Source organism: Streptomyces sp. NPDC006798, from assembly GCF_040635975.1.
In the GTDB taxonomy this organism is placed as follows: Bacteria; Actinomycetota; Actinomycetes; order Streptomycetales; family Streptomycetaceae; genus Streptomyces.
On record NZ_JBEYIS010000016.1, the window covers coordinates 13,936 to 40,436 of the forward strand.

Annotated in this window: 21 protein-coding genes; 8 read left to right on the forward strand and 13 right to left on the reverse strand. The window is 72.6% G+C overall.

Translation table 11 applies throughout. The annotated features are described in order from the left end of the window. Window positions 1–8: 8 nt before the first annotated feature. Window positions 9–716 (forward strand): two-component system response regulator CseB, encoded by a 708-nt coding sequence (cseB, locus tag ABZ714_RS13500; RefSeq protein ID WP_358825347.1) that lies wholly within the window; start codon window positions 9–11, stop codon window positions 714–716. Between the two features lie 305 nt (window positions 717–1,021). After that, the gene (gene cseC / locus ABZ714_RS13505) at window positions 1,022–2,446 is read left to right on the forward strand and encodes a two-component system sensor histidine kinase CseC (protein ID WP_358825348.1); all 1,425 of its coding nucleotides are present in this window, start codon (window positions 1,022–1,024) and stop codon (window positions 2,444–2,446) included. Window positions 2,447–2,656: 210 nt separating this feature from the next. Here cseC and ABZ714_RS13510 read toward each other — a convergent pair whose 3' ends face one another. Then, window positions 2,657–3,370 (reverse strand): M23 family metallopeptidase, encoded by a 714-nt coding sequence (locus tag ABZ714_RS13510; RefSeq protein ID WP_358825349.1) that lies wholly within the window; start codon window positions 3,368–3,370, stop codon window positions 2,657–2,659. A gap of 503 nt (window positions 3,371–3,873) precedes the next feature. Here ABZ714_RS13510 and ABZ714_RS13515 point away from each other — a divergent pair. From ABZ714_RS13515 to ABZ714_RS13525, 3 genes are all read left to right on the forward strand, one after another. Continuing rightward, window positions 3,874–7,179 (forward strand): NACHT domain-containing protein, encoded by a 3,306-nt coding sequence (locus ABZ714_RS13515; protein WP_358825350.1) that lies wholly within the window; start codon window positions 3,874–3,876, stop codon window positions 7,177–7,179. 86 nt (window positions 7,180–7,265) lie between these two features. Further along, the gene (locus ABZ714_RS13520; RefSeq protein WP_358825351.1) at window positions 7,266–7,670 is read left to right on the forward strand and encodes a trypco2 family protein; all 405 of its coding nucleotides are present in this window, start codon (window positions 7,266–7,268) and stop codon (window positions 7,668–7,670) included. Next, window positions 7,667–9,976, forward strand: coding sequence for an NACHT domain-containing protein (locus ABZ714_RS13525; RefSeq protein ID WP_358825352.1), 2,310 nt, complete (start codon window positions 7,667–7,669; stop codon window positions 9,974–9,976). Before ABZ714_RS13520 ends, ABZ714_RS13525 begins: the two co-directional genes overlap by 4 nt. Window positions 9,977–10,150: 174 nt before the next feature. Here ABZ714_RS13525 and ABZ714_RS13530 read toward each other — a convergent pair whose 3' ends face one another. Then, window positions 10,151–12,676, reverse strand: a complete 2,526-nt coding sequence (locus tag ABZ714_RS13530; RefSeq protein ID WP_358825353.1) for an ATP-dependent Clp protease ATP-binding subunit — start codon at window positions 12,674–12,676, stop codon at window positions 10,151–10,153. A gap of 442 nt (window positions 12,677–13,118) precedes the next feature. Between ABZ714_RS13530 and ABZ714_RS13535 the strand changes: the two genes are divergently transcribed. Beyond that, the gene (locus ABZ714_RS13535) at window positions 13,119–13,907 is read left to right on the forward strand and encodes an SCO3374 family protein (protein WP_358825354.1); all 789 of its coding nucleotides are present in this window, start codon (window positions 13,119–13,121) and stop codon (window positions 13,905–13,907) included. A 40-nt stretch (window positions 13,908–13,947) separates the two neighbouring features. On the opposite strand, the gene ABZ714_RS13540 is transcribed toward ABZ714_RS13535, so the two are convergent. From ABZ714_RS13540 to ABZ714_RS13585, 10 genes are all read right to left on the reverse strand, one after another. Further along, window positions 13,948–14,280, reverse strand: a complete 333-nt coding sequence (locus tag ABZ714_RS13540; protein WP_358825355.1) for an Lsr2 family protein — start codon at window positions 14,278–14,280, stop codon at window positions 13,948–13,950. A 174-nt stretch (window positions 14,281–14,454) separates the two neighbouring features. Continuing rightward, window positions 14,455–14,976, reverse strand: a complete 522-nt coding sequence (locus tag ABZ714_RS13545) for an amino-acid N-acetyltransferase (RefSeq protein ID WP_358825356.1) — start codon at window positions 14,974–14,976, stop codon at window positions 14,455–14,457. A 9-nt stretch (window positions 14,977–14,985) separates the two neighbouring features. Then, window positions 14,986–15,639: a BlaI/MecI/CopY family transcriptional regulator gene (locus ABZ714_RS13550; RefSeq protein ID WP_358825357.1), complete on the reverse strand. Its 654-nt coding sequence runs from the start codon at window positions 15,637–15,639 to the stop codon at window positions 14,986–14,988. Window positions 15,640–15,740: 101 nt separating this feature from the next. Continuing rightward, on the reverse strand, window positions 15,741–15,941 hold the full coding sequence (locus ABZ714_RS13555; protein WP_358825358.1) for a hypothetical protein: 201 nt from the start codon (window positions 15,939–15,941) through the stop codon (window positions 15,741–15,743). Window positions 15,942–16,017: 76 nt separating this feature from the next. Next, window positions 16,018–16,623, reverse strand: coding sequence for a hypothetical protein (locus tag ABZ714_RS13560; protein ID WP_358825447.1), 606 nt, complete (start codon window positions 16,621–16,623; stop codon window positions 16,018–16,020). A gap of 577 nt (window positions 16,624–17,200) precedes the next feature. Continuing rightward, a complete protein-coding gene (locus tag ABZ714_RS13565) occupies window positions 17,201–18,001 on the reverse strand; it encodes a type III pantothenate kinase (protein ID WP_358825359.1) in 801 nt (266 codons plus the stop codon). Next, complete coding sequence (gene nadC / locus ABZ714_RS13570) at window positions 18,001–19,056, reverse strand: carboxylating nicotinate-nucleotide diphosphorylase (protein ID WP_358825360.1); 1,056 nt, start codon at window positions 19,054–19,056, stop codon at window positions 18,001–18,003. Before nadC ends, ABZ714_RS13565 begins: the two co-directional genes overlap by 1 nt. Continuing rightward, on the reverse strand, window positions 19,053–20,834 hold the full coding sequence (locus ABZ714_RS13575) for an L-aspartate oxidase (protein WP_358825448.1): 1,782 nt from the start codon (window positions 20,832–20,834) through the stop codon (window positions 19,053–19,055). Before ABZ714_RS13575 ends, nadC begins: the two co-directional genes overlap by 4 nt. A gap of 86 nt (window positions 20,835–20,920) precedes the next feature. Continuing rightward, window positions 20,921–22,021, reverse strand: coding sequence for a pantoate--beta-alanine ligase (gene panC, locus ABZ714_RS13580; RefSeq protein WP_358825361.1), 1,101 nt, complete (start codon window positions 22,019–22,021; stop codon window positions 20,921–20,923). After that, complete coding sequence (locus ABZ714_RS13585) at window positions 22,018–23,040, reverse strand: DUF2520 domain-containing protein (RefSeq protein WP_358825362.1); 1,023 nt, start codon at window positions 23,038–23,040, stop codon at window positions 22,018–22,020. The genes panC and ABZ714_RS13585 overlap by 4 nt, the downstream gene beginning before the upstream one ends. A 311-nt stretch (window positions 23,041–23,351) precedes the next feature. On the opposite strand from ABZ714_RS13585, the gene ABZ714_RS13590 reads away from it, so the two are divergent. Beyond that, the gene (locus ABZ714_RS13590) at window positions 23,352–24,572 is read left to right on the forward strand and encodes a beta-eliminating lyase-related protein (protein ID WP_358825449.1); all 1,221 of its coding nucleotides are present in this window, start codon (window positions 23,352–23,354) and stop codon (window positions 24,570–24,572) included. 329 nt (window positions 24,573–24,901) lie between these two features. Here ABZ714_RS13590 and ABZ714_RS13595 read toward each other — a convergent pair whose 3' ends face one another. After that, complete coding sequence (locus tag ABZ714_RS13595; RefSeq protein ID WP_358825363.1) at window positions 24,902–25,150, reverse strand: hypothetical protein; 249 nt, start codon at window positions 25,148–25,150, stop codon at window positions 24,902–24,904. 138 nt (window positions 25,151–25,288) lie between these two features. On the opposite strand from ABZ714_RS13595, the gene ABZ714_RS13600 reads away from it, so the two are divergent. After that, a complete protein-coding gene (locus ABZ714_RS13600; RefSeq protein WP_358825364.1) occupies window positions 25,289–26,395 on the forward strand; it encodes a DUF5937 family protein in 1,107 nt (368 codons plus the stop codon). Window positions 26,396–26,501 lie beyond the last annotated feature (106 nt).

The following is a 26,501-nucleotide window of genomic DNA, read 5'->3' on the forward strand; positions in this document are numbered from 1 at the left end:
GAGACCCGATGGCCGAGACCCATGTCCTGTTCGTCGAGGACGACGACGTCATCCGGGAGGCCACCCAGCTGGCCCTCGAACGTCAGGGCTTCGTCGTCACCGCGATGCCCGACGGGCTGCTGGGCCTGGAGGCGTTCCGGGCGAGCCGGCCGGACATCGCCCTGCTCGATGTGATGGTGCCGGGGCTCGACGGGGTCAGCCTGTGCCGCCGGATCCGGGACGAGTCGACCGTGCCGGTGATCATGCTCTCGGCGCGCGCGGACTCCATCGACGTCGTCCTGGGCCTGGAGGCGGGCGCCGACGACTATGTCACCAAGCCGTTCGACGGTGCGGTGCTGGTGGCCCGGATCCGGGCGGTACTGCGGCGGTTCGGCCATGCGGGCGGTGGTGACGGCGGCGGCCCGGGCGAGGGCCCGGGCGGCCAGGGCCCGGTCCTGACCTTCGGCGATCTGGTGATCGACACGGAGGGGATGGAGGTCCGCAAGGACGGCGTGCCGGTGGGGCTGACCCCGACGGAGATGCGGCTGCTGCTGGAGTTCTCCTCGGCGCCGGGGACCGTGCTCTCCCGGGACCGGCTGCTGGAACGGGTCTGGGACTACGGCGGCTGGGGCGGTGACACCCGGGTCGTGGACGTCCATGTCCAGCGGCTGCGGACGAAGATCGGCCAGGACCGGATCGAGACGGTCCGCGGCTTCGGCTACAAGCTCAAGGGATGAAGCGCTCACCGAAGGAGTGCGCGACGGCGGCGGTCGGCGTACCGGATTCGACCCCCGAGCCCGCTTCCCCTTCCACTTCCGCTTCTCCTTCCTCCTCCGCTTCCGCTTCCCGTTCCGTTTCGTCTTCCGGTCCTCGTCCCGGGTCCCGTTCCGTACCGGCTGCCCGTACGGCCTTTGGCAGCGGCTCGGGCCCCCGCGGCTCCGGCGGGTGCGCGGGGCGGCTGCGCGCCCTGTTCCGGCGGATCAAGCCCGGCCGCCGGGATTCCGGAACGGCGGGCGTACGGCCCCGGCGCGCCCGGCGCGCGGTGATCCGTACCGGCATCCGGTGGAAGATCAGTATCGCGATCGCCGCCGTGAGCGCCCTGATCGCGGTGGCTCTCAGCCTGGTCGTGCACAACGCGGCCCGGGTCTCCATGCTCGACAACACCCGCGACGTCCAGATGGACCGGGTCCAGCTGGCCCTGCGGGCGTACGAACCGCACAAGTCGAAGGAGAGCCGCTACGGGGCGAAGCTGAACGACCCCCAGCTCCCGCGCGAGCTGCGGAAGCTCGTCGACCAGAACCGGAAGGGCACCTATGTGGTCGACTCCGGCGACGGCCCGCCGGAGATCTGGGCCGCGGTGCCGACCGTGGACGGCAATGTGCTCTCCTCACGGATCCAGTTCACCGGCCGTAACGCCGCCATCCTCAAAGACCTCAACCGGGCCCTGATCATCGGCTCGGTCTCGGTCGTCGTCGGCGGCTGCGCCCTCGGGGTGCTGATCGGCGGGCAGATCTCGCGCAGGCTGCGGAAGGCCGCCGCGGCGGCCGGGACGGTGGCGGCGGGCCATACGGAGGTCCGGGTCCGGGACGCGATCGGCGGTTACGTCCAGGACGAGACCGACGATCTGGCCCATGCCGTGGACGCCCTCACCGACGCCCTTCAGGAGCGGATCGACGCCGAGCGCCGGGTGACCGCCGATATCGCGCACGAGCTGCGGACCCCGGTGACCGGGCTGCTGACGGCGGCCGAGCTGCTGCCGCCGGGACGCCCGTCCGAACTGGTCCGGGACCGGGCCCAGGCCATGCGGACCCTGGTCGAGGACGTACTGGAGGTGGCCCGGCTGGACGGCGCGTCGGAGCGGGCCGAGCTCCAGGACATCGCGCTCGGCGAGTTCGTCGCCCGCCGGATCGGCAAGCTCAATCCGGGCGTACGGGTCCAGGTCGTCCACGAGTCCTGGGTGGCGACCGATCCCCGGCGGCTGGAGCGCATTCTGCTGAATCTGCTGTCGAACGCCGCGAAGTACGGGGCCGCGCCGGTCGAGATCACGGTCGAGGGGCGGGTCGTACGGGTCCGGGACCACGGGCCCGGGTTCCCCGAGGCGCTGCTGCGGGACGGGCCGAGCCGGTTCCGTACCGGGGCGAGCGACCGGGCGGGCAGCGGGCACGGCCTCGGGCTGACCATCGCGGCGGGGCAGGCCAGGGTGCTGGGCGCCCGGCTGACGTTCCGCAACGCGGGGCCCGGTATCGGCACGGCGGCGACGGGCACGGCGGCCACGACGACTACCGCGACCCCGGACCTGGTGAAGGCCACGGACACCGGCCCGGTGAAGGCGGCGGGCACGGCGCCCGGTGACGGTGTGGAGCCGGGCGGTGCGATCGCCGTGCTGTGGCTGCCCGAGCACGCGCCCACGAATACGGGCAGCTTCCCGATGCTCGCCGAGGACGAGCTCCGGTCGCTCGGCCCCTGACCCCGCCGGTCACCCGGCGCCACGGCGCCGAACGCCACGACCCCGAGGCGGCGGATCGCCGTTCTCGGGGTCGTGGCGCACGGGGGGGGTGACCGTCACGGCCGGTACGCGATCACGTACCGGCCGCCCGGTCCCGGCCCGTCGGACCGTTCAGGCCCTCCGGGTCGTACAGGTCATGCGGTTCATGCGGTCCGCGCGGCCCCGGTCGGGTCAGATGCTGACGCCGACGGAGCGCAGGAAGGAGACCGGGTCGACGGCGCTGCCGTAGTTCGCGGTGGTGCGGATCTCGAAGTGCAGGTGGGGACCGCTGGAGTTACCGGTGTTGCCGGACTTGGCGATCAGCTGACCGGCCTTGACGGTCTGGCCCGCGGAGACGTTCACCGTGGAGAGGTGGGCGTACTGCGAGTACTTGCCGTTGTTGTGCTTGATCACCACGGCGTTGCCGTACGCGGGACCGTCACCGGCACCGTTCGGACCGGCCTTCACGACGGTACCGGCGCCGATGGAGACGACGGGGGTACCGGTCGGGACGGCGAAGTCCTGGCCGGAGTGGTTGCTGGCCCACATGTTGCCGGCCTTGCCGTAGGTGGCGGTCAGGGCGTACGAGCCGACGGGCTTCACCCAGGACGGCGCGGCGGCCTTGGGCGCGGCGGCGGGCTTCGGCGCGGCCTTAGGCGCGGCCTTAGGGGCGGCGGCCTTCACCTCGACGGTCTTGACCGGGGCGGCGGCCTTGGCCTCCAGCGGCTTGGCGGCCGGGGCCTTGGCCGGGGCGGCTACGGGAGCGGCGGACGGGGAACCGGTGGCCTCTACGGCGAACGCGGCGCCCGTTCCGAGCACGGCGGTTGCTCCGAGACCTGCGGCGAGGACGCCGGCCCGGGTGCGGAGAAACGCCGGGCGGGAGAAACGAGTGGTGACGCGCGTCATATGAGAATGCCTCCGGACAGAAACTGACCCGACGCGGAATTGCGCCGGGGGTGCGTTGTCGCCATCCCTTGGTAACCGATCCCGGCACTTCACCTCAAACCCCCCAACTACGACATTCCGTCGTAGTGGCGACGCAGTGATTCACCCCATTGACACCCTTTGGTCATCACTGTCTTACATGATCGAAAAGTCGGAGATTTCCGCTCCGAAATGGGGTTTAGCCCCCGGTACGTACGGTGGACCGGGCCCTCCGAACCACCCCGGAACCCCCCGGGGCCGCTCCGGCGGCCTCCGGAGGCCCCCGCCCGGCCGCCGCACCGGCTCCGGCCGCCACCGGCCCGGAGCGGCCCGTCCCGGCGCCGCTCCTAATCCGGCTAGTAGGCCCGAAACGGCCTGTGCGCCTTGTCACGGATTCGGCGGCGGAATTGTGGCCCGCGCCACTAATGTCGGAGCAGAAACGGGGCGCGTAAACGGGGGTGGAAAGCGTGCGGAACGGCCCTTCCATGCGCGTGGTCGCCGTTCTCGGCGGTCAGCAGGGCACCGGCGTCCTCCTGACCCCCAGATACGTGCTGACCTGCGCACATGTCCTCAACGGCCAACGCGGGGCACCCAGCGTGCTCCATCTGACCAGCTCCCGCGCCTTCCGCTGCGACGTGGTGAAGCTCTGGCCCGGCCGGGACGCCGCCCTGCTCCGCGCGGAGGACGACATCGTCTCCGCCGACCGGCTGGGCCGCCTCAGGATCGCCCGGCTGACCAGGGACGATCCCCTCCCCGGCGCCCAGACCACCGGCTTCCCCGGCCAGCAGCGCTACGGCGGCAACAAGCTCGACTTCGGCCAGTACACGGGCACCGTCTTACCCGCCGCGGGCCAGGCCCGCGGCACCCTCACCCTCTGGCTCGACCACACCCCCGGCCCCCCGCTGGCCGACGGCCGCTCCCCGCTCTCCGGGCTCTCCGGGGCGCCCGTCCTGGCGGGCCCCGTACTCCTCGGCATCGTGGCCCGGGTCAACGGAGCCCCCGGCCAGCAGCTGGAGGCCGTACCGATCGACGCCCTGCGGAACTGGGCCTTCGACCTCCTCCCGGTCAACCCCCGGCTGGAGAACATGTCCGGCTTCGACCCGGCGGACGCCCCCTTCGAGGAGCGGTACACGGGCGCGGTGAAAGCCCAGTACGGCAAGACGGAGATCTTCGGAATCGACGAGCTGGGCGTCAGCGAATCCAGCTGGGACCTGGACACCGCCTATCTCAGCCTGGAGGCCACCGGGCTCGACGAGGAGCTGCGCCGGACCCCCCAGCAGTTACTGGACGAGCTCCGGGACACCCTGCCCGACCAGCGGATCACCGAACTGGGCCTGCCGACCGACGGCCGGCGGATCACCATGACGCGCGAGGCCGAGCAGCGGCTGCGCAATCTGCTCGACCACCGGCCGCCGGGCCAGGTGGCCGGATCCCGCCGCCGGGTGGAACAGCTCATCGGCCGCAACCCCCGCACCCTGCTCCGCGGCGAGGCGGGCGCGGGCAAGACCACCCTCGTCTGGCGGCTCGCCGCCCACGCCGCCTGCGACACCCTCCCCGCCGAGCTGGACGAGCTGAACGGACTGATCCCGTTCGTCGTCCCGATGCGCAGCGTCCGGGCCCACGGCAGCGGCTTCCCCGCCCCCGACGGCCTCGGCCACGCCGCCGAGCTGCCGGTCGGCCGGGCCCCCGACGGCTGGGCCGAACGCACCCTGGAGGCGGGCCGCGCCCTGCTCCTCGTCGACGGCCTCGACGAGCTCCCCCAGGGCGACCGCGACCGGGCCCGCGGCTGGCTCACCCGGCTGCTCGCCCGCTATCCCGACACCCGCTGTCTGGCCACCGTCCGGCCCGGCGCCGTCGAGAAGGACTGGCTCACCGCCGAGGGCTTCACCGATCTGCTGCTGCTGCCGATGAGCGACGAGGACATCTCCGCCTTCGTCGCCGCCTGGCACCGGGCCGCCAAGCTGGAGTACGAGGGACGCGACGACGGCCGGGCCGCCGCCGAACAGCGCCGCCTCGGCGAACTCAGCCGACGGCTCACCCGCGAGTTCACCGGCAACCGGGTCCTGCGCGACCTGGCCAGGACCCCGCTGCTCTGCGCCGTGATCTGCGCCCTGCACCGCAAACGCCGCGGCCGCCTCCCGCACACCCGCTGGGAGCTGTACCGCGCCACCCTCGACATGCTGCTCGGCAAACGCGACCGGGAACGCGGTATCGACGCCCCCGAGGGGCTGATCATCGGCGTCGACGAGCACAAACTGCTGCTCCAGCACATCGCCGTCTGGCTGGTCCGCTGCGGCCAGACCCAGTTCACCCCCGAGGAGGCCGTCCAGCAGATCGACAAGGCCACCGGCTATATGCCGCAGGTACGCGAGCAGGGCGGCGCGTACCGGGTCCTGGCCCATCTGGTCAACCGCAGCGGACTGCTCCAGCAGCGCACCGGCGACACCATCCAGTTCATCCACCGCACGTTCCAGGACTATCTCGCCGCCAAGGAACTCGCCGAAACCGACAGCGTCGGCGAACTCGTCGGCCGCGCCGGGGACGAGCTGTGGCGCGATGTCATCCTGCTCTCCGTCGGCCATCTCGACCGCCGCGTCGGCCGGCTCGTCACCCGGCTCGTCGAGAAGGCGGGCACCCTTCCCGAACCGCCGGCCCGGCCGCTCCGCATCCTCGCGGGCCAGTGCGCCGCCAATGCCGTCTTCCTCGACGCGGACGCCCGGCTCCGGGCCGAGACGGCGGTACGGGAGGTGATGCCGCCGCGCTCCGACGAGGAGACCCACCTCCTGGCCGAACTCGGCGAATACGTCCTCCCCCTGCTGCCGGGGCCCTCCGGCGACTGGGTCACCGACCGCCTCGTGATCGGCGTCCACGCCCGGGTCGGCGAGGCCGCCGCGATCCCCCTGCTCCGCGAGTTCACCGGCCTGACCGACCCGAACACCCGTGACGCCCTCGCCCGCGCCTGGGGCAGTTTCCCCGCCGAGGAGTACGCCCGCGAAGTCCTGGCCCGGATCGACCTGAGCCGCACCCGGCTGCCCGTCCCCACCCCCGAACACCTCGGGCTGCTCAAAAGCCTCACCGGCGTCAGTTCCATCGCCCTCTACGGGAACCACCCCGTCCCGGCTCTGCGCTCGGCCCTGCCCGACAGCGGACTCGTCATCGTCTTCTTCGAGGACAACACCGTCCTCACCGATCTCCGGGTGATCGCCGAGCGGCCGTCGGTCCGGCGGCTGGGACTGCTCGGCTGCCCGGCGCTGACCAGCCTCGGACACCTCGCGGACCGCACCCTGGACTCGCTCACCATCGACGCCCGGATCTTCGCCCTGCGCGGCCCGCGCCCCGAGATCCACACCCTCCAGATCGTGGACGACGCGGAGCTGCCGTACGACTCCCTCGTCACCTGGCGGCCCGCCAGTCTGATCGTCAGCTCACCGGCCCGGCTGTCGGCGCTGACGGCAGTGGCGAACCGGATCCCCCGGCTGCACGAGCTGCAACTCGATTCGCAGCCCGGGATCGACATCGACAGCGCCGCGACGCCCTCGTCGCACATCACCGACCTGCTGCTGATCTTTCCTCCGTCCGCGCCCGACACGGAGGTAATCGCTCGCGCCTTCCCCAATCTGACGTCCCTGCGGATCAGCACCCCGCCCAATGTCTCGCCGTATCGGCTCGACCTCGGCCCGTTCCACGACTCCCACCCCGAGCTGCGGATCAAGCTCTACGCCAACCACACCAACCAGTTGCTCCTGACCGGTCACGAGCACTTCGGCGCCCGGCTCAGCACCACCCCCTGACCGGAGCCCGGGGCGCATCCGGGCGTACCTCGCGCAGTTCTCGCAGTTCTCGTACCTCTCGTCCCTCCGACCGAACGGCGGTCCCCATGAACCACACCGACCCCGGTGCCAACCGCACCGGCTCCGGCCTCGACGCCGGTATCGATCTCGCGGACGCCGTGGACGCCGTACGCGCCCAGCTCGTCACCGCGGCGGCCCGCGCCGACGGCTCCCCCGTCCGGTTCGAAGTCGACGGCATCGAGCTGGAGTTCACCGTCGAACTGCGCCGCGACACCACCGGCGGCGGCCGGGTCAGAGCCTGGGTGGTGGACGCGGGCGCCGAGCGGACCACCGGAACCGGCCGTACGCACCGGGTCGCCGTCACCCTCACCCCGCGCGGCGCCGGAACCAACGACTCCTGGCTGGTCGGCAATGACGACCTCGACATCTCCGCCGACTTCGGCCGCGACCGCACCGGCCACGACGGCGCTTCCGACACCGGCACCCCATGATCTCCGCCAGGCCCGGGCTCGGCACCACGATGGTGGTGGTCACCGGCGCCGCCCGGGGCACCGGGGTCTTCCTCTCCCCCCATCTCGTCCTCACCTGCGCCCGGGTCGTCGGCGACCGGGAGACCGCCGCCGTGGTCGAACCCGCCACCGGATCCGTCGGCACCTGTCGCGTCATGTGGACGGACCGGCGGCTGGACGCCGCCGTACTCCTCGTCCCCGGCGGCCGGATCGACCTCCGGCCCCGGCTCAGCGCCCTCACCACCAGCCGGCCGCTCCGGGGCTGCCGGATACTCGGCTTCCAGCCCACCGGGGACGACGACCGGCTCGACCTCGTCACGTACCACGGCACCGTCCGCCCACCCGGCGAGCCGGGCGGCACCGACGGCGTGATCTTCGACTTCGACGACACCGCCGCCTTCGTCGCCGTCGGCGGCGACTCGTCCTTCGCCGGGCTCTCCGGAGCGCCCGTCTTCGCCGGGAGCACCCTGCTCGGCATCGTCCGCGAGGTCAGCGGCAATCTGGGCCACCGCCGCGCCGACTGCCTCCCCCTCCAGCGGCTCGCCGACCACGCCGGGCTCCGCGTCTGGGTCCCGTGGATCTCGGCCCTGGAACAGATCACCGGCGCCCGGTCCGACGACTCCCGGTACGAGGAGGAGTACGCCGAGGCCCTCGCCGCCCGCTACCGGACCACCCGGCTCCACGGCCTCGACTCCCTCAGCCCCGGCCGCGCCGCATGGGACCTGGATACCTCCTTCGTCGATCTGGCGGCGGTCGGCAATCCCGGGCACCCCGGCCGCCCGCTCAGCCAGGCGATCGGCCGGGTCGCAACCTTCCTGGAGGGCAATCCCCGCATCCTGCTGCACGGAGAAGCCGGGGCCGGTAAGACCACCCTGGTCCAATGGCTGGCCAGGGCCGTCGCCGCCGGAACCCTCACCCCCGGCCCCGGCCCGCTCACCGGGCTGGTGCCCTTCCTCGTCCCCCTGCGAGCCCTGCACGCCCGGGGACAGCGGCTCCCCACCCCGGACCGGCTGGCATCGCTCACCGGCCCGGAGACCGGGGATCCGCCGCCCGGCTGGGCCGAGCGGGTCCTCGCCGACGGCCGCGCCCTGCTGCTGGTCGACGGGTTCAACGAGATCCCGAGGGCCGACCGCGCCACGGCCGGGCGCTGGCTCTCCGACCTGCTCCGGCGGTATCCGGAGACCCGCTGTGTGGCAACCACCCGGCCGACCGCCGTCGAACCGGAGTGGCTGGCCCGGGACGGCTTCGACAAGGTCCGGCTGCTGCCGATGGACGACGCCGACATCAGAAGATTCGTCACCGCCTGGTACGACGCGGCCCGGGTCGCCTCCGACGACGGCCCCGGCGGCGGCAACAGCGGCAGCGGCAGCGGCAGCGGCTCAGCGGTGACCGAACGGAATCTGATCCGGCAACTGGAACGCGACCGCACCCTGCGGGACCTCGCCCGGACGCCCCTGCTCTGCGCCGTGATCTGCGCCCTCCACCGCCGGTTCGACGGACTGACACCGGATACCCGGTGGCAGCTCTACGACCAGTCGCTGACGATGCTGCTCGGCCGCCGGGACCAGGCCCGGCTCGTCGACCGGGCCGAGGAGATCCGGCTGACCGTCGAGGGACGGCGGTTCCTCTTCCAGCGCCTGGCCGTCTGGATGGTCCGCAACCGCTCGACCGAGATCCCCCGGAGCACCGCCGTCGCCCAGCTCGTCCAGGCGCTCACCGGAATGCCGACCGTCCGCCACCAGGGGACCCCGGAGCAGATCCTCGACCATCTCCTGATCAGCGGCGGAGTGCTCCAGGAGGAGGCACCCGGCTATCTCGGCTTCTCCCACCGCACCTTCCGGGACTTCCTCGCGGCCCGGGAGTTCGTCGAAGGCGACCACCTCGCCGAGGTACTCCGGCACACCCACAGCGACGAGTGGCGGGATGTGATCCTGCTGGCGGCGGGCCACTGCGACCGCGTACAGCTGACCCGTCTGATCCAGGAACTCCTCAGGTCGGCCCGCTCCACCGACGACCGGATGCCGTCGGTCCGGCTCGGTGTCCTGGCCGTGCTCTGCTCCCGGCACGCGCCCTGGCTCGACGAGGAGACCCGGCGCCGACTGGACGACGTACTGGGCCGGGTACTGCCGCCGAGGACCCCGGAGGCGGCGGAGCTGCTGGCCGAGCTGGGACCCGATGTGCTTCGGCTGCTCCCGGCCCCCGACCGGCTCCAGCCCGATGCCCTCGCCGGTGTCGCCTATCTGCGGGAGCTGCTGGGCCTGACCGACCCCGGGGACGACGAGAGCTGACCACCCGGGACCGGCGCCTCCACGGCACCTCCCGCACCTCCCGCGCCTCCCGGGACCGCCCGGCCCGTTCCGGCGCCTTTCCGGCCGTACGACGACGGCCGCCCCGGTCCCGTACGAAGCCGTACGGGACCGGGGCGGCCGTCTCACCGCGCGGGGCTCACCCGCGCGGCGGTGTTACGCGTCCTTCGACAGGTTGGGACCGGCACCGCCGGCCGCCTGCTCGATCGGGGGGACGTCCGGCAGGGCGGACTTCTCCTCGCCGCGGAAGACGAACTTCTTCTCCTCGCCCTCGCCCTCGGTGTCCACCACCACGATGTGACCCGGGCGCAGCTCACCGAAGAGGATCTTCTCGGAGAGGATGTCCTCGATCTCCCGCTGGATGGTCCGGCGCAGCGGCCGGGCGCCCAGCACGGGGTCGTAGCCCCGCTTGGCGAGCAGCGTCTTGGCCGTGGGGCTGAGCTCCAGGCCCATGTCACGGTCCTTCAGCCGCTCGTCCACCTTGGCGATCATGAGGTCGACGATCTGGATGATGTCTTCCTCGGAGAGCTGGTGGAAGACGACGGTGTCGTCGACACGGTTCAGGAACTCGGGGCGGAAGTGCTGCTTCAGCTCCTCGTTGACCTTCGCCTTCATCCGCTCGTAGCCGGTCTTCACATCGCCCTGGGCGGCGAAGCCCAGATTGAATCCCTTGGAGATGTCCCGGGTCCCGAGGTTGGTCGTCATGATGATGACCGTGTTCTTGAAGTCCACGACCCGGCCCTGGGAGTCGGTCAGCCGACCGTCCTCCAGGATCTGGAGCAGGGAATTGAAGATATCGGGGTGGGCCTTCTCGACCTCGTCGAAGAGGACGACGGAGAACGGCTTGCGGCGCACCTTCTCGGTGAGCTGGCCGCCCTCCTCGTAACCCACGTATCCGGGCGGGGAGCCGAAGAGGCGGGAAACCGTGTGCTTCTCACTGAACTCCGACATGTCGAGGGAGATCAGGGCGTCCTCGTCGCCGAAGAGGAATTCGGCGAGCGTCTTGGACAGCTCGGTCTTACCGACACCGGACGGACCGGCGAAGATGAACGAGCCGCCGGGGCGCTTCGGGTCCTTCAGACCGGCACGGGTCCGGCGAATGGCCTGGGAGAGCGCCTTGATGGCGTCCTTCTGCCCGATGACGCGCTTGTGGAGTTCGTCCTCCATACGGAGCAGTCGGGACGACTCCTCCTCGGTCAGCTTGAAGACCGGAATGCCGGTGGCCGTGGCGAGGACTTCGGCGATGAGTTCGCCGTCGACCTCGGCGACGACGTCCATGTCGCCGGCCTTCCATTCCTTCTCCCGCTTGGCCTTCGCCGCCAGCAGCTGCTTCTCCTTGTCGCGGAGGGAAGCCGCCTTCTCGAAGTCCTGGGAGTCGATCGCCGACTCCTTGTCGCGGCGGACGCCCGCGATCTTCTCGTCGAACTCGCGGAGGTCCGGCGGAGCGGTCATCCGGCGGATGCGCATCCGGGATCCGGCCTCGTCGATCAGGTCGATCGCCTTGTCCGGCAGGAAGCGGTCCGAGATGTACCGGTCGGCCAGGGTGGCGGCCTGGACCAGCGCCTCGTCGGTGATGGAGACCCGGTGGTGCGCCTCGTAGCGGTCGCGCAGGCCCTTGAGGATCTCGATGGTGTGCGGCAGCGACGGCTCCGCGACCTGGATGGGCTGGAAGCGGCGCTCCAGCGCGGCGTCCTTCTCCAGGTGCTTGCGGTACTCGTCGAGCGTCGTGGCGCCGATGGTCTGCAGCTCGCCCCGGGCCAGCATGGGCTTGAGGATCGAGGCCGCGTCGATGGCGCCCTCGGCGGCGCCCGCGCCGACCAGGGTGTGCAGCTCGTCGATGAACAGGATGATGTCGCCGCGGGTGCGGATCTCCTTGAGCACCTTCTTCAGGCGCTCCTCGAAGTCACCGCGGTAGCGGGAGCCCGCGACCAGCGCGCCGAGGTCCAGGGTGTAGAGGTGCTTGTCCTTGAGGGTCTCGGGCACCTCGCCCTTGACGATGGCCTGTGCCAGGCCCTCGACGACCGCCGTCTTGCCGACGCCGGGCTCGCCGATGAGCACGGGGTTGTTCTTGGTGCGGCGGGACAGCACCTGCATGACCCGCTCGATCTCCTTCTCGCGCCCGATGACCGGGTCGAGCTTGGATTCGCGGGCCGCCTGGGTGAGGTTGCGGCCGAACTGGTCGAGGACCAGGGACGTCGAGGGGGTGCCCTCGGCCGGGCCGCCGGCCGTGGCGGCCTCCTTGCCGGAGTAACCCGAGAGCAGCTGGATGACCTGCTGACGGACCCGGTTGAGATCGGCGCCCAGCTTCACGAGGACCTGGGCGGCGACGCCCTCGCCCTCGCGGATCAGGCCGAGCAGGATGTGCTCGGTGCCGATGTAGTTGTGGCCGAGCTGAAGGGCCTCGCGGAGCGACAGCTCCAGCACCTTCTTGGCCCGGGGGGTGAAGGGGATGTGGCCGGACGGGGCCTGCTGGCCCTGGCCGATGATCTCCTCGACTTGCTGGCGGACCGCCTCGAGCGAAATCCCGAGGCTCTCCAGGGCCTTAGCGGCGACACCCTCACCCTCGTGGATCAGGCCCAGGAGGATGTGCTCGGTGCCGATGTAGTTGTGGTTGAGCATCCGGGCTTCTTCCTGAGCCAGGACGACAACCCGCCGCGCGCGGTCGGTGAACCTCTCGAACATCGTTAATCGCTCCTCAGAGCGGTCAGGCAGTAAGGGGTCGGTCCCCTCCCTGTCCTTCCGCAGCTTAGTCCCGCAAGCGGGGACCGCTCATTCCAACTGCCGACACCCGTCTGTGGCCTCCTGACCCCTGAACGCCGACACATGCTCCAACCCGATGGTGCGAGACCATGTTCCCGCAGGCCAAGCGGTTACTCTCGCCAGCTGTACGCCGATGGCGAACGCACGGCCTCCGTGCGAGCGTGTCGCCCCTCCTCACTAGGAATGTCTTACCCGTAAGCACTGACACTCCATGCGGCGCGCAGCGGTTCCCCTCAGCTATGGGCGAACAAATCCGGGGGCCGAACGCACCCGATCACCGCGGGACGGCCGGTGATCACGGGACGGAGTGCGATGCTTCAGACACTCTGCGTAACCCTCGGTGGTCCCGCGGAGTTCCCGGACCATGAGTCCTTCCCCGTCGGCAGGTGTTCCGCCGCTCGTCCCGGCCGTACCGCCCGTCCCGTCGGCCCCTTCCGGACCTCCGGTACCGGCCGTGCTGCCGTCGCCGCGCCGGGCCGCCGACGGCCGGGCGATGCCGTTCGCGCGGGCCGGACAGTCCGCACGGGCCGTGCCGTCCGTGCCGATCGCGCCGATCGCGCCGACAGTCCCTTCGACGGATTCCGCGGCCGTGGCCCACTGGTACCGGACCCGGCTCGGCTGGCCGGTCGCGGAGCCGTCCGGGGACGGGCCCGTGGAGCTGCTGACGGGGCTCGCCTTCGACGTACTGGAGGTACCGGCCGACGCGGGCGCGGCCGTACTGCGCCGGGCCGCCGTCGGGCCGGTCGCCCTGGCCGGGGACCGGGCGCTGCTGCTGATCGCCCCCGGGGCCGCCGACGAGGTGCCGGGCGTGCTGGCCTGGCTGGAGTGGGGCGGGGTCGCCCTGGATCTGACGGCCGTGGGCACCGGCGGGCGGATGCCCGCGCCCCCGCCGCCCGGAACGGCCGGGACCCGGGGGGCCGCCGTATGGCTGCGGCCCCCCGTACCGGGTCCGTACCTGCCGTGTCTGCCGGAACCGCCGGGCGCGGCGGGTCCGGCGGCCGCGGAAGCCGGCGGGCACCCCGGACGCGTACGGGGGCCCGATCTCCTGCGGCTGCTGGACACGGTGGCGACGGAATGCCACCGGGCCCGATTGCTGCGGCCGAATAGCCGCACCGGCATCGGATACCTGTGCGATTGCCCGATCCGCGAATAGAGCCGATTAGCGGGCGCGGACGCCCGCCGGTCGGTGCCGGTCAGCCGTTGGCCTTCTCGTACGCCTCGCGGACCGTGGCGGGTACACGCCCGCGGTCGTTGACGTCGTAACCGTTCGCCTTGGCCCAGGCGCGGACTTCCGCGGTGTTCTTGTTGTCGCTCGCGGCCCGGCCCTTCCCGCGACCCGTGGACGCGCGACCGCCCGTGCGCCGGCCGTTCTTCGCGTACGGCTCCAGCAACGAGCGGAGCTTGTCCGCATTGGCGGTGGTGAGGTCGATCTCGTAGGTCTTGCCGTCCAGCGCGAACGTGACGGTCTCGTCCGCCTCGCCGCCGTCGAGGTCATCGACAAGAAGGACCTGAACCTTCTGTGCCACCGGATTTCCTTTCATCGAAAATGTGTTACGCGGAAAGGAAACCGCTTTTCTCTGGAAAACTCAAACCCTTGACAGAGGTTCAGAACCCGAAGAACGCGGGAAACGTGCGCGATTCGGACATAGGGATCGCGCCTCGATGGCTCCGTGATGCTCCGGAGGGACCCCGGAGGGGGATCACAGCTGGAGAAGCATCCGGCTGTTGCCGAGGGTGTTCGGCTTCACGCGTTCGAGTCCCAGGAACTCGGCGACACCCTCGTCATAGGAACGGAGCAGCTCGGTGTAGACATCTCCGTCGACCGGTGTCTCACCGATCTCCACGAAGCCGTGCTTGCCGAAGAAGTCCACTTCGAAGGTGAGGCAGAAAACCCGGCGCACACCGAGCCACCGCGCGGTGCGCAACAGCTTGTCGAGCAGCAGGTGACCGATGCCGGAGCCCTTGTGGAGCGGGTCGACGGCGAGAGTGCGTACTTCCGCGAGGTCTTCCCACATGACGTGGAGGGCCCCGCATCCGACGACCGTACCGTCGGTGTCGCGTTCCGCGACCCAGAACTCCTGGATGTCTTCGTAAAGAGTGACAGTCGCTTTGTCGAGCAGGATGCCATCGTGTACGTAGGGGTCGAGGAGCCGGCGGACCGCGGACACATCCCCGGTCCTGGCCCGGCGGACGGTGATGGCATTCTCTGCGGGATTCGACATGGGCCGACGCTATCGCCCCGGGGGTTCGCCCTCGTCAGCGCCCTCGGCCGCGCCTTCCGGGCCGCGTTCGCCCGCGCGGGCCCGCGATCCGTGTTCCGGACCGCCTTCGGGGACGGCTTCCCCGGAGCCTTCCGCGGCGGCTTCCCCGGCACCTTCGGGCTCGCCTTCCCGGGCGTCTTCCAAGGCTGCTTCAGGATCGCCTTGGGCGGCGCCTTCCGGGGTGGCGGCGGGGGCCGGGGCGGGTTCGGGGACCGTATCGGTCTGCACCATACGAACGGCCGCCTGGAGCGCTTCCCGCTGTTCCGGCGACATCATCCCGAAGAAGGCGACGAGGGCGGCGGCGGGGTTGTCGCTCTGCGCCCATGCGTCGTTCATCAGGGCCGCGGAGTAGGCGGCCCGGGTCGAGACCGCCGTATATCGATAGGCGCGGCCTTCGACTTCCCGGCGGACCCAGCCCTTCTGATGGAGATTGTCCATGACCGTCATGACGGTCGTGTAGGCGATGGAACGGTCCTGTTGAAGGTCTTCCAGTACTTCCCGGACGGTGACCGGCCGGTTCCATTGCCAGACGCGCGTCATCACGGCGTCTTCAAGGTCTCCCAATTGACGGGGCACATACCCACCATAGTGGGAAATCTCCGAAAATCTCGGATTACTCGACATAACCGGAGGTTGGCGAACAAAAAGGACGCACGGCGGCGGCGATCGCCGTCCGTGCGTCCCGGGTGTCCCCCGCTTGCCCCGCTCGCCGACCCCGCGCGGGGTCAGTCGTCCTTGGCGGCGGCGGAGGCCGTACCACCCGCCGGGGCCTGGCCGACGGCTTCGGCGCGGGCGAGGGCGGCGTCCACGAACGCGTCCTCCTTGGTCTTGTTCGGACCGCCCTGACTCTTCACGATCGTCACGATCAGGATGGTGAAGAAGGTGGCCATCACCGCGGGAGGCACGAGCGCCGAGATGTAGTCCATGACCTCAGGGTAGCCAAGGCCCCGCGGACGCCTGCCGCGGGGCCGGGCGGAGAGGCCGGGCGGCCCCCTTGCGGGATCAGGCCGTCGCCAGCCGCTCCGGCGGGGGGACCGGACGGCGGCGCGGCGGGAACACCTCGGACGGCTTCGGCACCGGCCGCTCCCCCGGCTTCGCGGGCGCCGGCCCGGCGGGCCGGGGCGCGGGCTTCGGCCTCGGCTCGGGCTTCTCCTCGGACGCCTCGCCGTCGTCGGCCGCGGCCCGGCCGCCGGGCAGGGCGAGCAGCCGGGTCCTGGGCGCGGGCGCGGTCACCCGGCGCCCGGCGAGCCTGGCCCGTACGGACCGCTCCGCCAGCACCTGGCAGCGTTCGAGTACGGCCTCGGCGGCGGGCAGCGCGCGGAGCCCCCGCAGGGCGGCCAGATCCTCGGGCCTGGGGTCGTACCCGGCCGCCAGCGCGTCCTGGAGCAGCTCCAGATAGCCCGCCGCCGCGCCGGGCAGCGCGGCGCGATACCGCCCGAGATCGGCGAGGAGGAAGGCGCGGAGGCGGCCCGCCTCCCGTGCCGCCTCGTCCACGGAGTCCGCGAGCCGGAAACAGTCCTGGACGTCCTCGTCGGCGAGTGGGGCGGGATGCAGGGCGACGGCGAGAGCGCGTCGGACGACCCGCAGCTCGTCCGCGCTGAAGGCCATACCGCCGCGGGATCCGTAAGGCGTGGGCATGTCCTGACGATACGGTCGCTTTTAGACAATATCGGGCTATTCCCGATTCCCGGGCGCGTCCCCTGAGCCGCGATCCGCGCCCGCGCGCCGCGTGTTGCTCCCCCCGCGCCGCAAAGCCCCGCCACCCCCAAGTTCCTTGGCCCCGCAAGGTCTCGGGCCCCCGCGCATTGGCCCTCCGGGGCGCCGCCCCGAACCACCCGGGTCTCGCCCGGCGACCGGGTGTTGTCGGCGGTCCGCACCCCGCCTGTGGCTTGTCGCGCAGTTCTTCGCGCCCCTGGGTTGCCCTTCTCGCCGCCCCCGCAAGGAGGCGGCTACCCCTTTCCAGGGACGGGAGCGGGAGAGCATTCAGGGGCGCGGGGAACTGCGCGACAAGCCAGCCACCGGCGCGCGGTCGCCCGACAACACCCGCACCGCCGGGCGGACTGCGTGGGCCTCACCCGGAGAGCCAAGGCGCTGGGGGTCCCCCCATCGCCGAAGGCACAGGGGGCGGAACCGCGCGAACGGCCACGACAGCGCTGCCGTCGGCGGCGGGTCGCGGCGCGGTGCCTCAGAGGCGGGCGATGTTGCGTTCGTAGACCAGGCGGAGGCCGATCAGCGTGAGCCACGGCTCGTGCTCGTCGATCTCCGAAGACTCGCCCAGCACCATCGGCGCCAGTCCGCCCGTCGCGATCACCGTGACCTCGTCGGGGTCCTGCGGGGCCAGCTCGCGTTTCATCCGCTGGACGACTCCGTCGACCTGGCCCGCGAAGCCGTACACGATGCCCGACTGCATGGCCTCGACCGTGTTCTTGCCGATCACGCTGCGGGGCCGGGCCAGCTCGATCTTGCGGAGCTGGGCGCCCTTGACGCCGAGCGCGTCCACGGAGATCTCGATACCGGGGGCGATGACGCCGCCGACGTACTCGCCCCGCGCGCTGACCGCGTCGAACGTGGTCGCCGTACCGAAGTCCACGACGATCGCCGGGCCGCCGTACAGCTCCACGGCGGCCACCGAGTTGATGACCCGGTCCGCGCCGACCTCCTTGGGGTGGTCGGTCAGGATCGGCACCCCGGTCTTCACGCCGGGTTCGACGAGGATCGCCGGTACGTCGCCGTAGTAGCGGCGGGTGACCTCGCGCAGTTCGTGCAGGACGGCCGGGACCGTGGAGCAGATGCAGATGCCCTCGATACCGTCGCCCAGTTCGACCCCGAGCAGTGGGTGCATCCCCATCAGGCCCTGGAGGAGGACGGCCAGTTCGTCCGCGGTGCGGCTGGCGTCGGTGGAGATCCGCCAGTGTTCGACGATCTCCTCCCCGTCGAAGAGACCGAGGACCATATGGGTGTTGCCGACGTCGATGGTGAGCAGCATCAGTCGTCCGCCCCCGCCGTGTCCGCCGACGGCTCGCGCAGGTCGAGTCCGATGTCCAGGACGCGCGCGGAGTGGGTGAGCGCGCCGACCGCGAGGAAGTCGACGCCGGTGTCCGCGTAGGCCCGGGCGTTCTCCAGGGTGAGCCGGCCCGACGATTCGAGCACCGCGCGGCCCGCGACCAGGGCGACCGCCTCGGCGGTGGCCTCGGGGGTGAAGTTGTCGAGGAGGATCAGGTCGGCGCCCGCTTCGAGCACTTCCCGTACCTGGTCCAGGGTGTCGACCTCGACCTCGACCGGTACGCCGGGGAAGACGTCTCGGACGGCCTTGAACGCCTCGGCCACCCCGCCCGCGGCGATCACGTGGTTGTCCTTGACGAGGGCCGCGTCGGAGAGCGACATCCGGTGGTTGACGCCGCCGCCGCAGCGGACCGCGTACTTCTCCAGGGCGCGCAGTCCGGGGGTGGTCTTCCGGGTGTCGCGGACCTTCGCGCCGGTGCCCTCCAGGGCGTCCGCCCAGGCCCGGGTGGCGGTCGCGACGCCGGAGAGGCGGCCCAGGATGTTGAGGGCGCTGCGCTCGCCGGTGAGGAGTTCCCGGGTCCGGGTGGTGACGGAGAGCAGTTTCTGGCCCGCCTCGACCCGGTCGCCGTCGGCGACGTGCCGCTCGACCTCGAACTCGTCGGTGGCGACGATGGAGAGCACGGCCTCGGCGATCTGGATGCCCGCGACCGTACCGGCCTCGCGGGCGGTGAAGTCGCCGGTGGCGACGGCGTCGGCGGGGACGGTCGCCACGCTCGTGACGTCCACCCCGCCGTCGAGGTCCTCGCTCAGGGCGAGATGGGCGATGTCCTCGACCTGGACCGGGTCGAGTCCGGATTCGGCGAGCAGTACGGCGAGGGCGGGGTCGAGCCCGCATTCGTACAGCTCGCCGTCGGGGTCCGCCGGGTCCGCGCCGTGGCCGCAGCCGCAGGCGTCCCCGCAGCCGCCGGCGGAGGGATCGGAGCCGATCTGGATCAGGGGTACGTCCACGGGGACCGGACGTTCTTCGGGCGTGCTCACGACTGGTGCTCCCTGGAGGATGTCGGGGGGAAGGCGGTGGTGTCGGTCCGGTGCGCGACGACGCTCCGGTCGGGGTCGAGCCGGATCACCAGATGGCGGCGCCACTCCCGGTCGTCCCGGTCGGGGCGGTCCTCGCGCCAGTGGCAGCCCCGGGTCTCCTCGCGGCGGAGCGCGGCGGCCGTGAGGACGCGGGCGACGCAGAGGAGGTTGGTGGTCTCCCAGGCGTCGACTCCGGGGACGGCGGGCTTGGACACATGGACGGCCGCCGGGGCGCCGGGGGCCGTAGAGGTACTCGGGGCGGTGGCCGGGGTGTCGGCCTCCGCGCGGATCGCGTCGAGGGCCGCGGCGGCCTCGCGGAGGCTGTCGGCGGAGCGCAGGACTCCGGCGCCGAGGGACATGGTCCGCTGGATCCGGGCGCGGGCGCCGGGGTCGGTCAGCGGCAGTACGGTGGCCGACCCCGGGGTGGTGACCGGCGCCCCGGCGGCCAGCGGCTCCCGGGCCGCCTCGGACGCGATGTCCGCCGCGATGCGCTCGGCGAAGACCAGCCCTTCGAGGAGGGAGTTGGAGGCGAGCCGGTTGGCGCCGTGGACGCCCGTACAGGCGACTTCCCCGCAGGCGTACAGGCCGGGGACGGTCGTCCGGCCGTACCGGTCGGTGCGGACGCCGCCGGAGGCGTAGTGCGCGGCGGGGGCGACCGGGATCGGCTCGGTGACGGGGTCGAGGCCGTGGGCGCGGCAGGCCGCGAGGATCGTCGGGAAGCGGTGCTCCCACATCTCGGCGCCGAAGTGGCGGGCGTCGAGGTACATATGGTCGGCGCCCTGCTCGCGCATCCGCCGCATGATCGCCTTGGCGACGACGTCGCGCGGGGCGAGTTCGGCCAGTTCGTGCGTACCGGCCATGAAGCGGACGCCGGACGCGTCGACGAGATGAGCGCCCTCGCCCCGTACCGCCTCGGAGACGAGGGGCTGCTGGCCCTCCGCGTCGGCGCCGAGGAACAGGACCGTGGGGTGGAACTGGACGAATTCGAGGTCGGAGACCTCGGCCCCGGCGCGGAGCGCGAGGGCGACGCCGTCGCCGGTGGAGACGGCCGGGTTGGTGGTGGCGGCGAAGATCTGGCCCATGCCGCCGGTGGCGAGGACGACCGCCGGGGCGTGGACGGCGCCGACGCCGTCGTGCTGGCCCTCGCCCATGACATGCAGGCTGACGCCGGCGGTGCGGCCGTCGGCGTCCGTGAGGAGATCCAGGACCAGGGCGTTCTCGATGGTCCGCAGTCCGGCCGAGCGGACCGCGTCGACCAGGGCGCGGGAGATCTCGGCGCCGGTGGCGTCGCCGCCCGCGTGGGCGATCCGGCGGCGGTGGTGGCCGCCTTCGCGGGTCAGCTCGATCTCGCCGGTCTCGGGCGAGGTGTCGAAGTGCGCGCCGGATTCGATCAGCCGGTGTACGGCTCCGGGGCCCTCGGTGACGAGCAGCCGTACCGCCTCCTCGTCGCAGAGCCCGGCGCCCGCGACGAGGGTGTCGGCCAGATGCTGCTCGGGGGTGTCGCCGTCGCCGAGGGCGGCGGCTATGCCGCCCTGGGCCCAGCGGGTGGAGCCGTCGTCGAGGCGGGCCTTGGTGACGACGACCGTGGTCAGCCCGGCGGCGGCGCAGCGCAGGGCGGTCGTGAGCCCGGCGACGCCGGAGCCCACGACGACGACGTCGGCGGCGACGGACCAGCCGGGGGGCGGGGCGTCGAGCCGTATCGCGGTCCGGGGGCGGGTCGTGGTCTCCCCGGACGCGATCTCGGTCGCGGTATCGGTCGCGGTCCCCGTAGGCCCGGACTCGGGCGCGGAGGGGGTGCCGAGGGTCTGGGGCCTGGGGTGAGCGGTCACGGCATGGCTCCGAAGCTCAGCGGGATGTTGTCGATCAGCCGGGTCGTGCCGACCTTCGCCGCGACGGCGAGGATCGCGTCGCCCCGGTGGTCGTCGGGGACCTCCGTGAAGTCGGCGGGGTCGACCAGGGCCAGATAGTCCAGGTCGAGCGGCGGAGTGGCGTGGGCCGCGTCCTCGATCACCGTACGGGCGGCGGCCCGGACCGCGTCTGCGCCGCCGTGTCCCGCCGACGCAACAGCCGCCGCGTCGGCGGCGGCCCGTGCCTCGCCCATCCGGGAGAGCGCCCGCGCGCGGGCCCCGGCGTTGGGGTTCGTCTCGGCCCTGGCGGACAGCGCCTGCTGGGCGGCGAGCCGTTCGGCGGCGGCGAAGAGGGCGGTGGAGAGCGCGAGGGCCGTCCGCCGCTCGGCCGGGGAGAGATAGCGGTTACGGCTGGAGAGCGCGAGCCCGTCGTCCTCCCGGACCGTGGGCACCCCGGCGATCTCGACGGGCAGGTCGAGATCGCGGACCATCCGGCGGATCAGCGCCAACTGCTGCGCGTCCTTCTGGCCGAAGAACGCCACATCGGGGCGGGTGAGGTGGAGGAGTTTGGCGACCACGGTCAGCATGCCGTCGAAGTGTCCCGGGCGGCTGGCGCCTTCCAGGCGCTCGCCCATGGGCCCGGCGGCGATCCTGACCCCCGGCTGCCCGCCGGGGTACATCTCGGCGGCCGAGGGGGCGAAGACGGCGTCGGCGCCCGCCGCCGCCGCGATCTCCAGATCGGCGCCGAGGGTCCGGGGGTAGCGGTCCAGGTCCTCGCCCGCGCCGAACTGGAGCGGATTGACGAAGACGGTGACGACGACCCGGCCGTCCTCGCCGACGGCGGAGCGGGCGGTACGGATCAGGGTGGCGTGGCCCTCGTGCAGCGCGCCCATCGTCATCACGACGCCGGTACGGGCCCGGGGGCGGTCCCGGGCGGGGTCGGGGCCGTCGGGATATCCGGCGAGGTCGGCCTTATACCCGGCGAGGTCGGCCTTCGTACGGAGCAGTACGAGCCCTTCGGGCACGGCGGGCGGCCCCTCGGACGGCGGCGGCAGGGTGTGCTGCCGGTCGGCGGTCATCGCTGGTCGCCCTCCTCGCCGGGTCTTCCGTCCGTCCCGCCGTCGCCACCATCGCGGCCGTTATGGCCGTTATGGCCGCTGTGGCCGGGGCCTCCGCAGCCGTCCCGGCCGTCGGCGAGGACGCCGAGCAGGTCCTCGGCCAGTTCGGGCTTGAGCAGTCCGTGGGCCAGGGCCCGGTCGGCGGTGGTACGGGCCATGGCGAGATAGCCCGCGACCGTCCCCGGGGCGTGCTTGCGCAACTCGGCGACATGCGCCGCGACCGTACCGGCGTCGCCCCGGGCGACCGGGCCGGTGAGGGCGGCGTCGCCGGAGCGCAGGGCATTGTCCAGGGCGGCGCCGAGGAGGGGGCCGAGCATCCGGTCCGGGGCGGTGACGCCCGCCTCGCGGAGCAGTTCCATGGACTGGGCGACCAGGGTCACCAGGTGGTTCGCGCCGAGGGCGAGAGCCGCGTGATACAGCGGACGGGCGTGCTCCGCGATCCACTCGGGCTCGCCGCCCATCTCGATGACCAGCGCCTCCGCGGCCAGCCGCAGCTCGTCCGGGGCGGTCACCCCGAAGGAGCAGCCCGCCAGCCGCTGGACGTCCACACCGGTACCGGTGAACGTCATGGCCGGGTGGAGGGCCAGCGGCAGCGCGCCCGCGCGGGTCGCCGGGTCGAGCACCGCCGTGCCGTACCGGCCGGAGGTGTGGACGAGCAGCTGTCCCGGCCGTACGGCGCCGGTGCCGACGAGGCCGTCGACCAGGCCCGGCAGGGTGTCGTCGGGGACCGTCAGCAGCACCAGCTCGGCCCGCGCGAGGACCTCGGCGGGCGGGACCAGCGGCACATCGGGCAGCAGGGCGGCGGCCCGGCGCCGGGAGGCGTCGGAGACCCCGGAGACGGCGACGGGGCGGTGTCCGGCGAGCCGGAGGGCGGCGGCGAGCGCCGGTCCGACGCGGCCTGCGCCGACGACTCCGACGGTCAGCCGGGCGGGCCTGTCCCGGGGGTCGGGCGGTTCGTGCTGGGGGGCTGATGCGTTCACGCGGTGGGGCCTTCCGTTCCAGTCCGCGGTGGGTACCGGACGATGTTCCGTCATGCTACGCCAGCGCCGTGGACGCCCCTCCGGTCGTCCACAGGCGAGTTATCCACAGGGCGTGGACGGGGTCGCGGACCCGGGGAATCATCGTGAGTGATCGCGAAGGAGCGGTCGCCGGGCGGGCCCGGAAACCCGGGTGCGCGCGGCCGACCGCTCCGGCACGCTCGCACGGATATGCCGTGACCGGGGCACCGACCGGCGCGGGCGGACAGGGACGGGTCGCGGACGGGCGACCGGAGGAGATCGGGGGCGGTTCGATGACCGACACGGATACGGCGGGCACGGCGGACGACACGGCGGGTACCGCGGACACGGGACCGTCCGAGGAGGAACTGAGGCGGCGCAGGCGGGCGGCCTGGCGGGCCTCCGGCCGGACGTTGTGGCGGCAGTCGACCGACCGGCCGATGGCGGAGCTGCTGGCGGGGCTGACGGCGGACGCGGCCGGGGCGTACGACCTGGCGGAGCCACCCGACTGGTACGGGGACGGGGTGGTCGGGGAACTGGAGCGGCGGGTGGCCGGGCTGCTCGGGTTCCCGGCGGCCGTGTTCTTCCCGACCGGGACGATGGCCCAGCAGGTCGCGCTCCGCTGCTGGGCGGGGCGGACCGGGAACGGCACGGTGGCGCTGCATCCGCTGGCCCATCCGGAGCTGCACGAGCGGGGCGCGTTCGGAGGGGTGAGCGGTCTGCGGACGGTCCATCCCACCCGGGAGCACAGACTGCCGACGGCGGCCGAGGTCAGCGGCTTCGAGGAGCCGTTCGGGGCGCTGATGCTGGAGCTTCCGCTCCGGGACGCGGGCTTCGTCCTGCCGAGCTGGGACGAGCTGGTCGCGGTCACGGCCGCGGCGCGCGAGCGGGACGCGGTGGTCCATTTCGACGGCGCCCGGATCTGGGAGTGCGTGACGCACTTCGACCGGCCGCTCGACGAGATAGCGGGCCTCGCCGACAGCGTCTACGTCTCCTTCTACAAGTCGCTGGGAGGGCTGGCGGGCGCGGCGCTGGTGGGTCCGGAGGAGGTGATGGCGGAGGCCCGTGCCTGGCGGCACCGCTACGGGGGCACGCTGTTCCACCAGTTCCCGACGGCGCTGTCGGCCCTGGTGGGTCTGGAGCGGGAGCTGCCGAGGCTGCCGTCCTATGTGGCGCGGGCGAAGGAGGTCGCGGGCGCCCTGGCGGACGGTTTCCGGGCGGCGGGGGTGCCGTGGTTCCGGCTCACCCCGGAGACACCGCATACGCATCAGTTCCTGGTGTGGCTGCCGTATCCGGCGGAGGCGCTGATGGCGGCCTCCCTCTCCCAGGCCGAGGAGACGGGGACGACACTCTTCCGCTACTGGTCCGAGGGGACGCTGGTGCCGGGGGTGTCGTCGACCGAGGTGACCGTCTCGTCGGAGGCGCTGGAGTGGACGCCGGAGGAGATGGGAGAGGCCGTGGTGGAGTTCGTCCGGCGGGTGGCGGCGGAGACGGCGGCCGGGGCGGCCGGCTGACGCCCGGGCGCGGCGCCCGTACGGCGGGTCCGGACGGGGCCGGGCCAGGCGGGTTCCGGTCCGGGCGGGTCCCGTCAGCTCCGGGTCGGTCCGGGCGGGTCCCGTCCGGACGACTTCGGTCCGGCCTGGTCCCATCAGCCCCGGGTACGGCTGGCTCCGGGTACGGCCAGTTCGGGGGGCGATCCGCACAGGTCCCTCCGGTCAGCTCCGCCCCCGGCCCCGGTCCGGACGGGTTCCGGTCCGGACGACTTCGGTCCGGACAGGTTCGGTCCGGACGGGTTCCATCAGCTCCGGGGGCGCTCCGCACCTGCCCGTACCGGTCCCCCCGGTCAGTTCCGGGCGGCGGACCGGGGCGCTCGGAGCAGGCGTGGCAGACGGGCGAGCCCGGCGAGGAGGGAGCGGGCCGGGGACGGACCGGGGCGCCGCCGCCGGACCCGGGCGGCGCGGCGGACGAGGAGGGCCTGTGAGGTGAGTTCTCGGGCGGCCTGCCAGTCGTGGTCGCCGGGCCGGGGCGGGACCGGGGCCCCGTGCCGGGAGGCCCGGTAGCTGTCGAGGGTGTGCTGGTGGAGTGCGTTCATGCCCGACACGCTCCGCTCGTCGACGGGTGGCCGTCACGTGGATTGACGCCGCTGGTCAACCGGTGCCGGGTGGATTGACGGGCCCCGTCAATCCACGTCGTCGCGCCCGTGCGCGGGGCGCAGAATGAGGGGGTGGCCGTGACCATCGACATCGCCGGGCTGCCCCGGGAGCACATCGCGTTCGAGCTGTCGCCCCTCGCCGAACTGGGGCTCTCCCTGCACGCCCTGTCGGAGCCCGGTCACCATCCGGCGCTGCACGGCTGGGTGACGGCGACCGCCGCCGGGCTCCCGCCCGATCTCGCGGACCGGCTGCACGAGGCGGACTTCCTGTGGCGGGCCTCGCACTCCGACGTACTGGCCCCGTTCGCGGGGCTGTCGGCGGGCCGGGAGCGGCCGGGGGCCACGCTCGCCGAAGAGCTGGACCAGATGGACCGGCTGGAGGACGAGCGGTTCGTCACGGCGGCGCTCGACTTCGCCTGCGGCAGCCCCGACCGGGGCGGCGATCTGCTGGCGAACGCGGCGAACCGGGACCGGATCCTGTCCCTGGCCGCCGGGCGCGGCCCTCAGGTCCTGGCCTCCGCCAGACGCCTCCTGGAGGACCCGCCCGCGATCCGGGTCTGGCTGCGCCGACTGCTGGAGGACTGCGACGAGGCGTTCTTCGCGGACGCCTGGCGCCGGGTCGCGCCCCAGCTCGCGGCCGACGCCCGGCACAAGACGGAGCTGCTCCGGCACAAGGGCCTCGCCGAGGCGCTGCGCGCGATATCGCCGGCCCTGACCGTGGACGAGGAGCTGACCCGGATCTCCGTCGACAAGCTCGTCCCCGGCCGGACGACGGCGGTCGATCCGGCGGTCGGCCCCGGCATGACGTTCATACCGTCCAGCTTCGGCCGCCCCCATCTGCTGGTACTCGACGCCCCCGGCTGGCGCCCGGTGATCTACTACCCGATCGGCGCGCCGAACCTCACCGGACCGGGCTCGGTCGATCTGCTGAAGCTGCGGATGGACGCCCTGGCGCATCCGATGCGGATCCAGCTCTGCCGCCATCTGGCCCGTACCCCGCACACCACGAGCGAGCTGGCGGAGGCGCACGGCATCACCGCGCCCGAGGTCTCCCGCCATATCGCGGTCCTGAAGAAGGCGGGATTGATCTCCACCCGCCGCCGGGGCCGCTACGTCCTCCACCAGTTGGACGTCGGTACGGTCGCCCGGCTGGGCACCGACTTCCTGGAGACGGTCCTGCGCTGATCCGCCGGTGACCCCGTCCTCCGGCGCGTGCGGGATGCCCGTCCGCGCGGCGGACCGGCAGTTACCACATGTGCCCATGCGAGCACTGCGGCGTCCGGAACACCTT

Excerpts from the sequence above, each read along its gene's own strand:
- cseB (WP_358825347.1), top strand. The coding sequence starts at position 9 with ATGGCCGAGACCCATGTCCTGTTCGTCGAGGACGACGACGTCATCCGG.
- ABZ714_RS13510 (WP_358825349.1), bottom strand. The coding sequence starts at position 3,370 with ATGACGCGCGTCACCACTCGTTTCTCCCGCCCGGCGTTTCTCCGCACC.
- ABZ714_RS13515 (WP_358825350.1), top strand. The coding sequence starts at position 3,874 with ATGCGCGTGGTCGCCGTTCTCGGCGGTCAGCAGGGCACCGGCGTCCTC.
- ABZ714_RS13520 (WP_358825351.1), top strand. The coding sequence starts at position 7,266 with ATGAACCACACCGACCCCGGTGCCAACCGCACCGGCTCCGGCCTCGAC.
- ABZ714_RS13525 (WP_358825352.1), top strand. The coding sequence starts at position 7,667 with ATGATCTCCGCCAGGCCCGGGCTCGGCACCACGATGGTGGTGGTCACC.
- ABZ714_RS13530 (WP_358825353.1), bottom strand. The coding sequence starts at position 12,676 with ATGTTCGAGAGGTTCACCGACCGCGCGCGGCGGGTTGTCGTCCTGGCT.
- ABZ714_RS13535 (WP_358825354.1), top strand. The coding sequence starts at position 13,119 with ATGAGTCCTTCCCCGTCGGCAGGTGTTCCGCCGCTCGTCCCGGCCGTA.
- ABZ714_RS13545 (WP_358825356.1), bottom strand. The coding sequence starts at position 14,976 with ATGTCGAATCCCGCAGAGAATGCCATCACCGTCCGCCGGGCCAGGACC.
- ABZ714_RS13550 (WP_358825357.1), bottom strand. The coding sequence starts at position 15,639 with ATGTCGAGTAATCCGAGATTTTCGGAGATTTCCCACTATGGTGGGTAT.
- ABZ714_RS13555 (WP_358825358.1), bottom strand. The coding sequence starts at position 15,941 with ATGGACTACATCTCGGCGCTCGTGCCTCCCGCGGTGATGGCCACCTTC.
- ABZ714_RS13560 (WP_358825447.1), bottom strand. The coding sequence starts at position 16,623 with ATGGCCTTCAGCGCGGACGAGCTGCGGGTCGTCCGACGCGCTCTCGCC.
- ABZ714_RS13565 (WP_358825359.1), bottom strand. The coding sequence starts at position 18,001 with ATGCTGCTCACCATCGACGTCGGCAACACCCATATGGTCCTCGGTCTC.
- panC (WP_358825361.1), bottom strand. The coding sequence starts at position 22,021 with ATGACCGCCGACCGGCAGCACACCCTGCCGCCGCCGTCCGAGGGGCCG.
- ABZ714_RS13590 (WP_358825449.1), top strand. The coding sequence starts at position 23,352 with ATGACCGACACGGATACGGCGGGCACGGCGGACGACACGGCGGGTACC.
- ABZ714_RS13595 (WP_358825363.1), bottom strand. The coding sequence starts at position 25,150 with ATGAACGCACTCCACCAGCACACCCTCGACAGCTACCGGGCCTCCCGG.